General features: G+C 37.1%; 14 protein-coding genes, 1 tRNA gene and 1 pseudogene. 3 read left to right on the top strand and 13 right to left on the bottom strand.

Features of this window, described 5'->3' with window-relative positions; translation table 11 throughout:
* Positions 1-162 precede the first annotated feature (162 nt).
* The 4 genes from H4J57_RS15195 to H4J57_RS15180 form a co-directional block, all read right to left on the bottom strand.
* The gene (locus H4J57_RS15195) at positions 163-378 is read right to left on the bottom strand and encodes a hypothetical protein (RefSeq protein WP_182215249.1); all 216 of its coding nucleotides are present in this window, start codon (positions 376-378) and stop codon (positions 163-165) included.
* 139 nt (positions 379-517) lie between these two features.
* The gene (hflC, locus tag H4J57_RS15190; RefSeq protein ID WP_070373525.1) at positions 518-1,501 is read right to left on the bottom strand and encodes a protease modulator HflC; all 984 of its coding nucleotides are present in this window, start codon (positions 1,499-1,501) and stop codon (positions 518-520) included.
* Positions 1,498-2,616, bottom strand: a complete 1,119-nt coding sequence (hflK, locus tag H4J57_RS15185) for an FtsH protease activity modulator HflK (protein WP_182230879.1) — start codon at positions 2,614-2,616, stop codon at positions 1,498-1,500. Before hflK ends, hflC begins: the two co-directional genes overlap by 4 nt.
* 465 nt (positions 2,617-3,081) lie before the next feature.
* Positions 3,082-3,543 (bottom strand): DUF1269 domain-containing protein, encoded by a 462-nt coding sequence (locus H4J57_RS15180; RefSeq protein ID WP_182230878.1) that lies wholly within the window; start codon positions 3,541-3,543, stop codon positions 3,082-3,084.
* Positions 3,544-4,185: 642 nt separating this feature from the next.
* Here H4J57_RS15180 and H4J57_RS15175 point away from each other — a divergent pair.
* Entirely contained in the window at positions 4,186-4,641 is a 456-nt protein-coding gene (locus H4J57_RS15175) for a cytochrome C (RefSeq protein WP_182215253.1), read from the top strand.
* Positions 4,642-4,658: 17 nt separating this feature from the next.
* Positions 4,659-4,994, top strand: a complete 336-nt coding sequence (locus tag H4J57_RS15170; RefSeq protein ID WP_182243502.1) for an MBL fold metallo-hydrolase — start codon at positions 4,659-4,661, stop codon at positions 4,992-4,994.
* Positions 4,995-5,150: 156 nt separating this feature from the next.
* Here H4J57_RS15170 and H4J57_RS15165 read toward each other — a convergent pair whose 3' ends face one another.
* The 9 genes and pseudogenes from H4J57_RS15165 to rlmKL form a co-directional block, all read right to left on the bottom strand.
* Entirely contained in the window at positions 5,151-5,390 is a 240-nt protein-coding gene (locus H4J57_RS15165) for a CDGSH iron-sulfur domain-containing protein (protein ID WP_182243501.1), read from the bottom strand.
* 385 nt (positions 5,391-5,775) lie between these two features.
* Positions 5,776-6,600 (bottom strand): LytTR family DNA-binding domain-containing protein, encoded by an 825-nt coding sequence (locus H4J57_RS15160; protein ID WP_070373519.1) that lies wholly within the window; start codon positions 6,598-6,600, stop codon positions 5,776-5,778.
* Entirely contained in the window at positions 6,597-7,670 is a 1,074-nt protein-coding gene (locus H4J57_RS15155) for a sensor histidine kinase (RefSeq protein ID WP_070376930.1), read from the bottom strand. Before H4J57_RS15155 ends, H4J57_RS15160 begins: the two co-directional genes overlap by 4 nt.
* A 121-nt stretch (positions 7,671-7,791) precedes the next feature.
* Positions 7,792-8,142: a purine nucleoside phosphoramidase gene (hinT, locus tag H4J57_RS15150; RefSeq protein WP_182215258.1), complete on the bottom strand. Its 351-nt coding sequence runs from the start codon at positions 8,140-8,142 to the stop codon at positions 7,792-7,794.
* A gap of 20 nt (positions 8,143-8,162) precedes the next feature.
* Positions 8,163-8,816 (bottom strand): annotated as a pseudogene (bluB, locus tag H4J57_RS15145) (5,6-dimethylbenzimidazole synthase).
* Between the two features lie 106 nt (positions 8,817-8,922).
* The gene (locus H4J57_RS15140; RefSeq protein WP_182243500.1) at positions 8,923-10,719 is read right to left on the bottom strand and encodes a DUF3466 family protein; all 1,797 of its coding nucleotides are present in this window, start codon (positions 10,717-10,719) and stop codon (positions 8,923-8,925) included.
* 24 nt (positions 10,720-10,743) lie between these two features.
* Positions 10,744-12,651: an ABC transporter ATP-binding protein gene (locus tag H4J57_RS15135; protein ID WP_182215263.1), complete on the bottom strand. Its 1,908-nt coding sequence runs from the start codon at positions 12,649-12,651 to the stop codon at positions 10,744-10,746.
* A 3-nt stretch (positions 12,652-12,654) separates the two neighbouring features.
* Entirely contained in the window at positions 12,655-12,900 is a 246-nt protein-coding gene (locus tag H4J57_RS15130) for a glutaredoxin family protein (protein ID WP_182243499.1), read from the bottom strand.
* Positions 12,900-15,035, bottom strand: a complete 2,136-nt coding sequence (rlmKL, locus tag H4J57_RS15125) for a bifunctional 23S rRNA (guanine(2069)-N(7))-methyltransferase RlmK/23S rRNA (guanine(2445)-N(2))-methyltransferase RlmL (RefSeq protein WP_182243498.1) — start codon at positions 15,033-15,035, stop codon at positions 12,900-12,902. Before rlmKL ends, H4J57_RS15130 begins: the two co-directional genes overlap by 1 nt.
* A 362-nt stretch (positions 15,036-15,397) precedes the next feature.
* On the opposite strand from rlmKL, the gene H4J57_RS15120 reads away from it, so the two are divergent.
* Positions 15,398-15,474, top strand: a tRNA-Met gene (locus H4J57_RS15120).
* Positions 15,475-15,514: the final 40 nt, after the last annotated feature.

Below are 15,514 nucleotides of genomic sequence, written 5' to 3'. Positions count from 1 at the left end.
TACCCTTCTTAATTAATTTTGAAGGGTAAATTTTTTAGCATAATGTATAAACAGGTCATATTGTTGAACTGTTTATTATTCATTGTTGTAGAGGTTAACATTCAACTGTAGATTTTAAATGTAAATGCCTGAACCCTAGTCAATATTAACGATACTAATGGACTATTCCTTAACAGGAATACCTTCGAGTAGTTCTATAATACTGGGGTTGTTGTTTATATAGGCTAAATTAATGAGGTATTTTTTTTCAAGATCTTGCATGGATTGATTTGCTAGTAAGTTTTTTATTAATAACGCTTCGCCATTTCCTATTGCGGTTTTCAAAGCAGAGAAGTTCACGGTAGCGTGTTTATTTTGATTCGTATGATGAGATCCCATGATAACACTCCGTTAATTATTCTTTATGATAGTCACCGCTACTCCTAGCATCTAACGATGCAAATTAGGAGTACCAGTAAAGCAGTTTTTATATGTAGACTTATTCGTATTGATGCTATTTAAAATATCAATGTAGCGCTTACTTTTCGATGATATTTTTTGGGGGGTTGGCATTGTGTAAATATTTAAATAAGTCACTGTTAGTCGACAGTACTAATGTCGTATCTTCGCCAATAGCAAGCTCATAGGCTTGCAAGGTTCGTGTAAAAGCATAAAATTCAATAGATTCTTGGCTTTGGCTATGTGCGGTAGAATAAATTCCAGCGGCTTTAGCATCGGCTTTACCGCGAATTTCTACAACTTGACGATAAGCTTCTGATTGAATTTTATTTAAATCACGTTCGCGGTTGCCTAATATTCTAGCTGCCTCACCTTTGCCTTCAGATAAGAACCTTTCGGCAATTTGGCGACGTTCACTGATCATCCGCTCATAAATTTTAGGTCGTACACTTTCATTATAATTAATGCGCTTAAAACGAATATCTAATAGTTCAATACCAAACACCTTAACCTTTTCTGCCGCGGCGTTAAATATGTCTTGTTCGACAAGTTTCCTACCTTTATGGATAGGCACTAAACTGCCCATATCTAATGCTTTTTCTGCATCAGTTAACAATGGGTCACGCAGAGGTTGACGGCCTTTCGTGGTCCGAATAATTTCAATTAGCTTATGTGTTGCTACCGCATTTCGTGTCTCACTACCAAAAATATCATCTAATCTCGATTGCGCACTGCGTTCATCACCCAGACGTAAAAAATACGGCAATGGGTCGGTTATCTGCCAGCGTGCATATAAGCTAACAGAAATATATAACTTGTCCTTTGTCGGCATATCTGAAGGTGTACCTTCCCATTCCAACACACGTTTATCAATCGAATTAACCTGCTGAATATAAGGTAATTTAAACTTAATACCAGCATCAACAACCGGCTCCCCCACGGGACGACCAAATTGGGTAATAATGACTTGTTCGACTTCATTTACGGTATAAAAGGCGCCATAAAGTAAGGTAATAATAACGAATAGCAAAATACTCGTGAATAAGCTTAAATAACGTTTCATGGTTTTCTCCCTTCAATAGATGTTAAATTCAGCAAAGGCAAAACATCTACTGTGCCACTATCGATGATAATTTTGTTGCTTATGGTTGGCATTACTTTTTGCATGGTCTCCACGTAAATGCGTCTGCGCGTGACCTCTGGCGCCAATTTAAACTGGTCATATAGTGCATTAAAACGTAATACATCACCTTCTGCTTCATTAATTCGTTTTATTCTATAGCCATCTGCTTCACGAATACGTTGATCTCGCTCGCCTTCTGCCAATGGGATAATACGATTGTAATCTCGGCGCGCTTCATTAATCAGCTTTTCCTTTTCTTGTTGAGCCTGATTTACCTCATTAAATGACGCTTGAACGGGCTTTGGCGGATTAATATTCTTTAATTGAACTTGGTCGATACTAATGCCCATTACATATTTAGTTGCCAAAGCCTGCATTTTTTTAAGTGCTTCAACTTCAATTTCTTGGCGGCCAATAGTGATCACTTCGTCAACGGTTCTATCACCTACCACTTCACGCATCACTGATTCAGAAACATAGCGTAACGTACCTGCTGGATCACGTACTTCAAATAAGTAATTTTTGGGATCAGCAATTCGATACTGAATAACCCATTCCACCAGTGCAGTATTCAAATCCCCCGTCACCATTTGCGTTTCACCCACTTGATTACTTGCTACGGCTAAGTCACGCTCACGAGCACTACGGCCTATATTGTTTAAAGAATCATTGAACGAGTTGTTTATGGAGATATTTTGGTCAGGGTCTTTAGCACCAGGCGTTGAAAAGCCAAACTCTTGCTTCAACTGCCGCTTTGTTGGCACTATGTTCACTTGCTCTATACCTAAAGGTAATTTGAAATGTAAACCTGCGGGGAAAATAGCTTCAAACTTACCAAATCTCAGTACAACGGCTACAGAATCGCTAGGAACTGTGTATACCGCGGTATAAATACCACCAGTAAGCAATATAACTGCAAGGATAATCCATCCAGGTTTTTTGCCACTACTCGTTGGCAATAATTCTTGATACTTTTGAAAAAATTTACCGACTACTTTGCTTAGATCAGGTAGCTCTGCTTTGGGCTTTTTAGCGTTGTTATTATCTGGCGTCATAGGCTCCTCTCTTTATTAACTAACCTTCGAAAAATAGGTTTTAACTTTATAATTAATGACTGCCCCATCCTATCAAACTGTAAAATATAACTTTAATTAAATAAATCGTATTATATTATTTGTTTTTGGATAGACACACTTTGTAATTTCCTACTCAGGATCATCAGAAAATTCTACGATAAATAATATTAGTTTTCTGTTCGATACCACACGTAGTCGTCATAAATTATTTCAGTTAATACAGCCTGTGATAGATAGAGCATCATCACAAATATTTAATTTTGATTGAAGTTGAGTGTCGAAATAACGTTTTCACAGGCTGAATTTATTAGATAACTTTCCATTGAATCTGAGGAAATTCAAATGGTGATTTTTTATAAGTGCTTACGCTAATCGTTGATGTGGCCAGTATGAGATGATTACTGACGCACTTGTGCAGATAAGGTCTCTATTTTAAAAGGAGGGCTAAAGCGGTGGGACAGTAATTTCTGTTTGACGAATCTCAACCAGCGGACAAACACTGGCTACTTTATTGTGATATACCTCAATCTGGTGATCAGCTGGAACATCCAACATCATCAGCACTTCGCCATTACTAATTGCAGTTTCGCATGCAACCTTCTCCTGATCACTTAAACCAGCTCCTACCATACCAGAGACCCAAGCACCAAAACTCGCACCCGCAACGGTAAAACCTAAAATAGCGGCACCACCAAGGGCTAAACCCGTAGCCGGAAGGGTTATAACCGCCAGACCTGCCAATAATCCAGTAGTTCCACCAGCAATAACACCCCGTTTGATCGCTGGGTACAAGTCGGAATCATCCAATGCATCCGCTTTGGGGAGTTCGCTTAAATCGATTTTATCGTTTGCTATTAGATGCATTTGACTGTCGTTAATGCCATCAGCACGAAACAAGTTTACCAATTCACATGTAACCTTAACATCGGGGGCTAGAAAATAAATACGTTTCATTTTTTGCTCCTGTGTGCAGCCACACTGACTAAAAACCTTATAATGTTAATAGGCAATGAGCTGCAGTATTTGATTAAAATAATTGCATATTTTAGTCATTAAAAAAAGATGGGAAAATTTTAATAATTCCCCTATCGATAAAGTGCATGTTTATCCATAAGTCATCATAAATTGATATCCACAAAGTGTCTGTGCGTTGCCACACATTGTTTAATGAAGTGATCTAAAGTCATAAATTGCATTGCTTAAGCTATAATAAACAACGTCAAAATTTACTCTCTGCTTATCAATGAGATCTTAACTAACGACAAGCTGATTGATCTGTATCAACCTTGATTCAGATAAACTAGCGCTCTTTATCAACAGTAACTAGACTAAAAATCAATCGATTAGTAGAAGCTACTACCTCTACCTTTGCTTAGGTATCTGTTTAATTTATTCTGCTATTTAATGAATGACCCTTGATATGATTAGAAATTTTTATTTAATTTGTCATTATTAATGGGCAAGAATTGATTCCCTATTATCTTCATTTAGCGCAGAGTGTTAATTAGCTGGCTAATAATTCAACCTAAAAATGATTAAGGAATAATAATGAAATACTTTCTATTGAGTTTACTTGTCGTTATGTCATTAACACTGTTCAGTTGTGATAACGGAATTGACTCGCCAAGAGGATTTAGTCTGCCTACAGGGAATATTGAAGCAGGTAAAATAGCTTTCTTAAAATATCAATGTTTAGCCTGCCACACACTCGATGGTGTTAAGGATGATAGTATTGCAAAGCAGCAAACCCTTTCAATTTCCCTGGGTGGTAAAAAAACTAAAATAGTCACTTATGCTGAATTGGTTACCTCTATTATTAATCCATCCCATAAATTTTCAAATTTACATTCACCACAGTTTAGAACACCTCAGGGTGAATCAAAGATGAAAGTCTTTAATGATGTAATGACTGTGACTGAACTCATTGATTTAGTATCCTTTTTACAACCTAACTATTCATTAAAACCTTATCAACAAACCAGATATCAATATTATCCACATTAAAAGGTATGGGAGTTAACATGAACATTAAATTTTTTGGAGCCACTAGAGAAGTCACTGGCTCTTGCTATTTGGTACAGGGTAATAACAAAAATATACTGATTGAATATGGTATGTTTCAAGGTTCTCATCACCATGAAAAACATAACCATGACCCCTTCCCTTTTGATGTTAGTGAGTTAGATGCTGTGGTGAACACTCATGCACACCTTGATCACTCGGGTCGATTACCCATGTTAATCGACTCCGGCTATATACACGAAAAAGAAGCGATGGATATACTAGATAAAAAATTAAAACACCTGCATCAGGCTAATGTAACCCAAGCAAGTTATAAGCAAAATATTATAATCTAAGAGGGGGTGGCAATTTGCATGGCCATTGACCAAGACATTATTATAAGGAAGGGAATGGTTAATATCTTTGTTAATTGGTTTGTCGACGATACTGATAAAACTAGGGTCAAACAAAACAGCGTTTGTCTTTGCCTAGTCGCAGATAAAAATTTTAGTTTAGGATTTTTTATGGCTACCATCACACATCGGCTGAGATGCCGTTTGTTTACAGCCACAAAAAAATGCTTTTTTTGACTCTGTTGCGGTATATCTTACTGGTGAGAATTCTGAGCCTTTATGAGAGCCATCACAAAAGGGTTGTTTTTGGCTTTCCCCACAAGAACACCAAGAATATTTTTTACCTTCTTCAACGTCGACTGCAAAAGGTGTGTCAGATGCTCGTACTGGTGTAGACATAGTAATCTCCATTAATTGATATATATAGCGCGCCCGATAAATAGGCAAGTAACTGATATTTAAAGTAAGCGATAAAACCATAAAAGCCAACTGTTATTTACCCCAGTTGAACTTTAATTACCTGTTGAGTAAAAAAATCTATAAGGAAACTGCACTAAAGTCTAAGATCAATAAAGGGATTTTAAAATTTTATCCTCTAACATTTGAAGAATAACTATGCCAAGTGAAGTAACAATAATAAAGTTAACCAAAAAGACTAAAGCCATTAAAAACAAGGCTGCTTAAGGAATAGCGTTCAATGAAAAGGTGGATTAAAAAAACCTGCGCTGTTTAATAACAGAGGCGTTAAGCAAGTAATTCAATTGAAACTACTAATTTTTACGCTTTAGATACCAACAGCTTGTTTAACTTTTTCTTTGTAACTTCGACTCACTTTTAATTCTTTGCCATTACTCATCACTAAGTAATATTCGCCATTAAGTTGGCTACAAAACTTATCAACATAATTTTTATTAACTATGGTTGAGCGATGACTGCGCACAAATTGCTTTGGGTCTAATATTTCTTCAAGCTGCTTCATGGTTTTACGTAATATATGTGTAGCACTATGGGTATGAACACACATATAGTCTCCCGCAGCGTCAATCCATAAAATGTCTTTAACTGGGACTCTACTCACTTCTCCTGCATCTTTTATAGCCAAGATATCAGAGTAAGAAGATAAACTTACCGGTTGATTATTTGCGAGCTCAGCTAAAATTTTGTCACAATCATTACCGGTAACATCACTGACTAACTGAATAAGTTTAGACTTATGAGCAGCATTTTCTGAGCTGATCAAGCTCTGCCTAACCTTGTCCATAGATTCGGCTAAGCGAGTTTCATCAGCAGGCTTTAACAGGTAGTCTTGTGCGTGAACTTCAAAGGCTTGTAAGGCATATTGATCAAAGGCGGTGACAAAAATAACAATGGGTAGCTTTAATCCTCTTTCAATAATAGCTTGCACGACTTCAAAACCATTGAGGCCTGGCATTTGAATATCAAGAAACATTAAATCAGGTTCATAGGCTCGCACGGCTTCAAGTGCTTCACGACCATTATGGCATTGCGCAATAATATCAACGTCTTTATGATCCGCTAATCTTACGGCAAGGCCTTTCCTTGCTAAAGGTTCATCATCAACTATGATTGTTGACAGAAGCTTTGTCATGTATTTATCTCTAGTTCATAGGGCATTCTAATGCTCACTTTAACACCTTTTGGCGTATTATTGGCAACAACTAAAGAAAAATCACTACCGTACAATGCAGCTAATCTTTCTCGGCTATTTGCGAGGCCAACACCATTCTCACGATAAAGATTACCATTTTTAATTTCAGCGCCAGGACCATCATCAGCAAGTTCTAATAATAAGTCATTGGCAAAGCGGGTCACCGTAACTTTAATGGTACCGCCACTCTCTTGAGAAGCAATAGCATACTTAATAGAGTTTTCAGCAATAGGTTGTAATATCATACTGGGTACTAAGGCATTTTTACAATCATCCGCTGCGATAAACTCTACACATAATCGGTCTTCGAATCTAACTTTTTCTATATCTAGGTAAAGTTTTAGTGCATGCAATTCACTATTTAAGGTGACTTTTTTCATCGGATCTTTATCAAGAGAATAACGAAGAAATTCACTTAATTTAGTCACCATACCATTGGCTATTTTATTTTCATTAACCAAAATAAGGGTAGAGATTGCATTAAGAGTATTAAACAAAAAATGAGGATTGAGCTGATAACGCAGCATTTTAAGCTGAGCCTGGTGAGCGACGCTGTTAGCCTCTAAAACATTTTGTTTTTCTTTTTGCAGCATTTGATAATATTTTGTACCAAAGTATAAACCACTCCAGCTCAAAATAATAAAAAATGAATAAACACTGTTAGTGGTATAGTACAGCCAAAAATCAGGGCGATAACCGTGCTTGTATATTTCCCAATGGTTAATGTTTTTAACAACTTGCCAAAGTACGCCAACCAAATAAGAGGCGACTATGACCACAACGGCTATTTTTGCGGGACTAAAATTCCAAACTCTACGATATAGGTAGCGCAGAGGCACAGTGAACAGCCAACCTGCATAAGCATTGAGAAAAATTATCACGACAAAAATATCACGAGGATCATGTAATAATGATCCTAAATAATGCACTAAAGCAAATCCAAACCAACTTGTGCTATGCACTAACCAAAAAAGTCGGTTCTTATTTTCTAATAATTCTTTCCAATTCACGCAGTATAACCAATAAAAAATCTTATAATAATTATGAAGTAGCTTTGCCATTCACGCATTACCATTGACCGTAGCATTTCAGCGACTCAACTCATTTGTATTCAATAAAAATAACTAGGCTTTAAAGCGCTATCATTTTACCTAAACGTTGCCCGCCGACTAAGTGCATATGGATGTGATAAACCTCTTGGCCGCCATGATCATTACAATTAATAATAAGGCGGTAGCCATTTTCAGCAATGCCCTCTTCTTTGGCTATTTTTTTAGCGACAGTGATCATTCGCCCTAGAGTGAGCTCGTCATCGTCAGTGACATCATTAACCGTCGGAATTAATTTATTCGGAATAATAAGAACATGGGTACTCGCTTGTGGTGTTATGTCTCTAAATGCTGTCACGAGTTCATCTTGATAGAGTAAAGGTGTTGGTATTTCTTGTCTGATTATTTTTGAAAAAATAGTTTCTTCTGCCATGATATGCTCCGTTGTGTCTGTTAGTTTACTTCTGGTGTCCACTTATTATAGTGTATCGCGTTATCAACTGAACGTCTCGGCAACCACCCTGCACTTTCTAATTCAGGTTTGTCTTTGAAATGTGTGACATAACCAACGCATAAATAAGCAATGATTTCAATTTTTGTGGGAATATTCAAAGCATCTCTAAGCATGTCGTCTTCGATAATACTTACCCAGCCAACGCCTAAATTTTCTGCTCTTGCGGCAAGCCATAAGTTTTGTACAGCGCAAACTGCACTGTATAAATCCATTTCAGCTTTGATCGTTTTTCATAAGACAACTGGACCATTTCTTTCTCTATCACATGTGACACATATTCCTATCGGCGCTTCTAATATCCCTTCAAGTTTTAACTTTTGATAGCTTTGTTGTTTATCATCTGTAAACATTTTTTCAGAGACCGAATTTGCTTGCTCAAATCCATGCTTAATTTTTTGTTTTGTTTCTTTATCATTAATAACAATAAAGTCCCACGGTTGCATGAAACCAACACTGGGAGCATGATGAGCGGCGGTTAATACTCGCTTTAAAACATCTTCTGGGATTGATTTGTTAATAAAATCGCTTCTAACATCTCGACGTGAAAAGATAGTTTTATAAACCGCGTCTCTTTCTTTTTCAGAAATATGCATTTGAATAATTTTTGCTTGAGGTAAATGAAATAAATAACAATGTCGCATAAAAAAGGTCTAGGTTAAAAATCAACCTAGACCTAATCATATAGTTAAAAACTCATCGTTAGCTTTTTTTCAACACTCGTCGAGTGAAGCCAAAGGTTAATAGAGCGAATAAACTGATAAAGCCTAAACCAGCGCCTTCTCTTTCTATTTTTTTCTCTACCGCTGAACAGTCATCTATCTCACCCGCTAACGGTCTCAATGTGACAGCACGAACAACATCTTCTACAAGCTGCTCGCCAGTATCTAAATCAAACATCAATTCACCTTTTGCGTCACGGCGAGGTGCTTTAACAAGTGCTGAAGCAGATATTTCATTTTTATCGTTAATGTCTCGCGCTTCGATAATTGTGTACTGTGAGTCACAAGTTAAAAAGTCATTGAGATCGGTAAAGGTCTTACTGGCAATCTCATACATAAAAGCATGTCTACGACGAGGAGACTGCTGATCGTTATGTGTTTCAACTTCACCTTCACCAACAATAATACCATTTTCGTTAATAGCACGTGCAGTACTTGATGAGCCCTTGAAAAAGTCATCAGGCATTATCATTTGCATACCACTATCAAAATCATTGGTATCTACATGAAAGAATTTTGTACGCGTATTACCATTTACCACCGTTTTAGTGTGGCCGATAGCAATACCAGCATTATTAATACCGTAAGTACGTGAATCAAAAAACTTACTATGATCATCTGTGAAGTCTTTCACTTGCCCATTTTTATAAACTACCGCATATAAATTTCGACGTTCGTTTCTGCTTGGTTCGGTTTCGTTCTCATCCACCCAACCATGAGCAAAACCAACAGCAACGCCATCATTATTAATAGCCTGTGCGTAGTTAAGGAATTCTCTTGTATCATCAACATTTGGCGTAACTAAATGTCCTAAAGTCTCAGTCTTTGTTACCCCTTCCAAACTTAGCGTCCACTTTATTGCTTCAGTGTTATACATACTCGACACAGCATTTTGAATACAAATTTCGAACGGAGCATTTGCTAAAATAGCAGGGTCTGCACAGCCACCCGTTTCATCAAAAATAAAATCAAGCGCTTCTTGATCGATACTCGTACTGGCATAACCTACAGCAAATAAAGATTCACTCATGTCTAAAATAGCAGAATCACCGCCTAAGCGAAGATTCTCGGCAACATCGTCACCTTCAGTCGGTGGCTTTAACTCAATAATGGTATTGCCTGCATCAGGAGAATAAAAGGCTCTTGAGGTAAAATCACGAACCCAATAGACAACAGGGTTATTATCAGTGCCCGTAAATGGCAATGCAGTATATGGAGCTGAGCCGTTACCATAAATCCAGCCATCATTAGTAATACCGTTTACATAATCAACCGTTGAACGCGTCAATGTTGTGGTATCTGGGAAATATTGGTCAAATACAGCAAAGCTTTCAGTATCACCCGCTTTACCTGTTAAGTTACGCATAGCCAAGATATTACCAATTTTTTGATAAAACCTAGCTGAGCTACTGCTGTTTTGACTAGTCAAATACAGCACAGCCCAAGCTAAATCATTAGCCGTTGGATTGCCTAACCTTAAGTCGTTTTCGTTTTCAATATCGACTAAGCCATCAACATCTTCATATTGTAAATTGGCAAATCTAACAATACTATCAAAATCATTAGTATCAAAGTACTGAAATTGAACGGGAAAATTATAAATATCTGAGCCAGAAATAGCCATTTGATTTTGGTTGTTTTCTTGCTGAGCATAACTATATTTAACTATATCAATGCCACCTTTATCGATAACTTCATATTTAGCTGCCTGTGCCATTGATAAACTTAACGCACTGCTAATTCCTAAAACTAATACAGATTTTACAAATTTGTTCATATACTACTTAACTCTCATTTCTTGTTATAATTCATCTAGCTCTTGCCATCTTGCGAAAGCGATTTCGAGTTTTGACTCACTTTCTTCAAGCTGGTTCAATATATTTTTTGTTTTATCACTATCTTGAGCAAAAAAGTTAGCGTCGTTGACTTGTTCTTGCAATGAATTTATTAATGCTTCAAGTTCATCGACCTGTCCAGGTAGCGCTTCTAATTCACGATTATCTTTGAACGATAATTTTTTTTTAGTAGGCACATTAACTGCAGATTTACTCTCACTCACTGAATTAACAGGGGCTTTTATACCTTCAGCTAACTGCTTACGCTGTTCAGCTTTGTATGCTAAATAACTATCAACATCATCATAACCGCCAACAATATTTGTTATTTCACCACTGCCATCAAAGTAAAGACAACTATTTACACAATTATTAACAAAATCGCGATCATGGCTTACTAAAATAACGGTTCCTGCATAATTTGCAACGACTTCTTCTAATAATTCTAAAGTTTCTATATCTAGATCGTTAGTTGGTTCATCGAGAATAAGTAAGTTGCTGGGTCTTAAAAATAGACGAGCTAATAACAAGCGATTTTTTTCACCACCTGAAAGCGCACGTACAGGAGTTCTAGCACGTTTAGGACTGAATAAGAAATCTTGCAAATATCCTAATACATGGCGTGTTACACCATTAACAGTGACTTCTTGCTTACCTTCGGCAACGGTGTCCTGAACGGTCATACTCAAGTCTAAAGCATCGCGATGTTGATCAAAATAAGCCACATCTAAATTAACACCAACACGCATTTTTCCTGAGGTGGGTTGTTGTTGTTCCATGATTAATTTGATTAACGTTGACTTACCCGTGCCGTTGGCACCAATAAGGGCTAAACGGTCGCCACGCGTTATAAGTAAATCTAAACCATTAAAAATGGTTTTATCACCAAACGCCATATGCAAGTTTTCACACTCAAAGACTAACTTACCTGAGCGATCACCGGTTGATATATTAATATCGCCCTGCTTCTTAACTTCACGTCGTTCTTGGCGCTCGACTCGTAACTTTTCAAGTGAACGAACTCTGCCTTCGTTACGAGTTCTGCGAGCCTTAACCCCTTGTCTTATCCATACTTCTTCTTCAGCTAGACGCTTATCAAAAAGCGCATTTTGTGTGGACTCAACTTCTAAGTCATGAGCTTTTTGTTCGATATAAAGATCATAGTTACCAGGATAGCTAACAAGCTGACCACGGTCTAAGTCTAAAATACGGGTCGCTAAACCACGAATAAATGCTCTATCATGACTAATAAATATGATAGTGCCTTTAAAGTCTTTTAGAAATTGCTCTAACCACAACACACTACTAATATCTAAATGGTTAGTAGGCTCATCAAGTAATAACACATCAGGCTCGCTGACTAATGCTTTCGCTAATGCCAGTTTACGTAACCAACCACCAGAGAGATCGCAAATCATTTTGTCTGCTTCTAACGCTAGCGTGGTTAATACTTTATCGATACGTTGTTCATCTTGCCAAGCATTGGCTTGGTCAAGTTGTTGTTGAACGTTCGATAATTTATTAAGATTCTTCTCTGAAGGGTCTTCACCAATAATATGAATTATATGGTGATATTGCTTAATCAATTCTGCATTTTCAGCAACACCTTGAGCAACATAATCAAAAACGCTCATTTCAGATGACTCAGGTGGATCTTGCTCTAACATCGCTAACTTAATGTTGCTCGACATCAAAATTTGACCATCGTCTAGGTTCTGTTTACCCATCAACACTTTCATTAATGAAGACTTACCTGCGCCATTTTTACCAACTAAACAGACGCGTTCGCCCGTTTTTACCGTTAAGTCTGTCTTATCTAAAATACTGTCTTCACCGAAGGCTAATTCGCCTTGAGCTATTCGGATTAATTCCATGGTTTATATCAACTCTACTACTTGTGATTGTTCGAAAGGCCAGAATAATAATGTGTTATCACTCAAGCGCTCTAATACGGGAATATGAACACCGTATAAATTTACTAAATTATTTTCATTACTGGTGTCATCATCAATAATATCAACCACCTTAATTTGGTGATCGGGTATTATATCAACAATTAACTCTGCAGCTTGCTCACAAAGGTGGCAACCGGCACTACTATATAAGTGAAATAAAACACTCATTAAGCCGTAACTTTTTTACGGGTAATTAACCAACTGTTATGGATGTGCTTATTACGCTGAAAATCTTTATCGCGGGTTAACTCTGAAATTGACTTCACCTCAAAATTTAAAGCAACAACAGCGTCAAAGTCCATTTTGAAGTTTCGTTTATTATTCGTGAAAATAAGCTCACCGTTTTCAGCAACACATTTCATTGCATCAGTAATTAACGCCACGTGATCGCTTTGCACATCAAAGCTGTCTTCCATACGCTTAGAATTTGAGAACGTTGGCGGATCAACGAAAACAACATCGTAAGTGCCCCTATGTTCTTTTAACCAAGTTAAACAATCGGCTTGTACAAATTGATATTTATGACCTGACAATTTATTCAAGGCAAAGTTTTCTTGTGCCCAGTTCAAGTAAGTATTCGACATATCAACAGTAGTAATACTTGTTGCGCCATGCAGTGCGGCTTGCAATGAAACAGAACCGGTATACGCAAATAAATTAAGCAATGATTTGTTTTTAGCTTTCTGTGCAACAATTTGCCTAGTTTTACGGTGATCTAAAAATAAGCCTGTATCAAGGTAGTCCCATAAATTAATTTTTAATTTTGCACCATGCTCGTTGATAATCATCGACTGTTTACTTTGATCAACACGTTGATATTGGTCACTGCCCTTTTGCTTGGCACGGGTTTTTAATATCACCTTATCGGTAGGAACACCTAGTACCTTAGGAGCAAAATAGATAACTTCTTGCAAACGTTTTGCTACTTTACTTTCTTCGATAATTTTAGGTGCTGAATACTCTTGAATAACCAAATACTCACCATAAACATCAACCGCGACATTATATTCTGGAATATCTGCATCGTATAAACGATAACATTCAATATTTTCTTTTTTCAGCCAGCTTTTTAAATTTTTCTTATTTTTTAATAAGCGATTACCAAAATCCGAATCTTTATCTTCGAATTCTGCATCATTGTTTTGCCCTGAAGCTTGTTTTTCATCGACGTTATAAAGAGCAAGTTGACAATCTAATGGACCATTCTTAAATTTATAGCGTTTGTGGCTTGCTAGCTTCATCATCGAAAGCAATTCAACATTCGCTGTTAAAATAGCAATACGCCAGTCCACAAATTGTGCTTTTAGTTTTCGACCTAATAAAACAAAATTTTCAACAAGTTCTGGTAATTCACCAATACGCTCCCCATAAGGAGGGTTAAGTAAAAAAGTACCATTGTGGCCAAAACCATTATTTAAATTATTGATATCTTTACATGAAAATTCAATAAACTTTTGTACACCGGCATTACGAGCATTTACTTGTGCGGTATTTATTACTCGGCTATCAATATCAATACCAAAAACTTTCGCTTTTAATTCTTCAAGACCAAGATGTGATTTTTGTTTAGCTTGAGTTAATTGTGCTTGCCACGGGTATAATTGATGACCAAGCCAACAATCAAATCCCCATTTTACTCTGTCGATACCCGGCGCGTAACCTGCGGCCATCATTATAGCTTCAATTAAAATCGTGCCAGAGCCACACATAGGATCAACAAGCGGTTTAGTGGTATCATCTAACCAGCCCGAACGAGTAATAATAGCCGCCGCTAGATGCTCTTTTAATGGCGCAGCACCCGAGTGCTCGCGATAGCCACGCTTAAATAAACTACGACCAGAGAAATCAAGATAAATAACAACCTTTTCTCTTAACAAACGCGCTTGAAAACTGATGTCTGGCGTACTTTTGTCAACAGAAGGTCTATCCATACCTTGATCACGAAAATGATCAACTAGCGCATCTTTTATGGTAAGTGCACCAAACTGGGTATTTCTGATTTCATCACTTGACCCGACAAAGTCGATAGCAAAGGTATGGTTGCTCAAAAATTGTTCAGACCAATTAACACTTTGCGCGGTTGCAAAAAGTTTATCTTTATTTTCAGCATCACCTTCAGCAAGTTTTAATAAAATTCGCGTTGATAAGCGACAATAGAGACAGATTTTATAGGCCTCTTCAATTGTTGCCGTAAAATATACGCCTTCAGGCTTTTGCACGACTTGTGATGCTTTTAAATCTTTTAGCTCTTGAGCTAATAAAATTTCTATACCAGGAGATGTTAATGCTAAAAATTGCTGCATGAGTGTTTTCCAGACCGATTTATGCCCGCAATTATAAACAAAGACGCTAACTACTTATATAGAGACGTGCATAAAACACCAATATTCACTGATATATATTTTAAAATATTTTTAATAACCGTATCAACAGACCTTAAAGGTCACAAAACCACCATTTAGACTACAATTAGGGCAATTAACTGCCTTTTTTTAATAGATGTAAAAATGTTAAAGAAACGCCTTGCAATGTGATGTAACTATCCTTAAGATACGCATCGCTTTCAAGGGCTGAGGCTTTTGAAATGCATTCGTTAATAACAAGAATTAAAACAGTTATGGCTTGTTTATGTGTACCTTTAATGGGAATACTTAAACCATTCGGACGCGGGATGGAGCAGTCTGGTAGCTCGTCGGGCTCATAACCCGAAGGTCGTCAGTTCAAATCTGGCTCCCGCAACCAACTTACGCTTAAGTATAAAAAGCAGGTCGTCAGTTCCCTC

It is taken from the genome of Colwellia sp. BRX8-7, assembly GCF_014077275.1.
Taxonomy (GTDB): Bacteria; Pseudomonadota; Gammaproteobacteria; order Enterobacterales; family Alteromonadaceae; genus Colwellia_A.
This window is presented reverse-complemented; position numbering and strand designations above follow the sequence as displayed.

Bases quoted from the DNA above. Each gene is read 5' to 3' on its own strand.
- H4J57_RS15195 (WP_182215249.1), bottom strand. From the start codon at position 378: ATGGGATCTCATCATACGAATCAAAATAAACACGCTACCGTGAACTTC.
- hflC (WP_070373525.1), bottom strand. From the start codon at position 1,501: ATGAAACGTTATTTAAGCTTATTCACGAGTATTTTGCTATTCGTTATT.
- hflK (WP_182230879.1), bottom strand. From the start codon at position 2,616: ATGACGCCAGATAATAACAACGCTAAAAAGCCCAAAGCAGAGCTACCT.
- H4J57_RS15175 (WP_182215253.1), top strand. From the start codon at position 4,186: ATGAAATACTTTCTATTGAGTTTACTTGTCGTTATGTCATTAACACTG.
- H4J57_RS15170 (WP_182243502.1), top strand. From the start codon at position 4,659: ATGAACATTAAATTTTTTGGAGCCACTAGAGAAGTCACTGGCTCTTGC.
- H4J57_RS15165 (WP_182243501.1), bottom strand. From the start codon at position 5,390: ATGTCTACACCAGTACGAGCATCTGACACACCTTTTGCAGTCGACGTT.
- H4J57_RS15160 (WP_070373519.1), bottom strand. From the start codon at position 6,600: ATGACAAAGCTTCTGTCAACAATCATAGTTGATGATGAACCTTTAGCA.
- hinT (WP_182215258.1), bottom strand. From the start codon at position 8,142: ATGGCAGAAGAAACTATTTTTTCAAAAATAATCAGACAAGAAATACCA.
- H4J57_RS15140 (WP_182243500.1), bottom strand. From the start codon at position 10,719: ATGAACAAATTTGTAAAATCTGTATTAGTTTTAGGAATTAGCAGTGCG.
- H4J57_RS15135 (WP_182215263.1), bottom strand. From the start codon at position 12,651: ATGGAATTAATCCGAATAGCTCAAGGCGAATTAGCCTTCGGTGAAGAC.
- H4J57_RS15130 (WP_182243499.1), bottom strand. From the start codon at position 12,900: ATGAGTGTTTTATTTCACTTATATAGTAGTGCCGGTTGCCACCTTTGT.
- rlmKL (WP_182243498.1), bottom strand. From the start codon at position 15,035: ATGCAGCAATTTTTAGCATTAACATCTCCTGGTATAGAAATTTTATTA.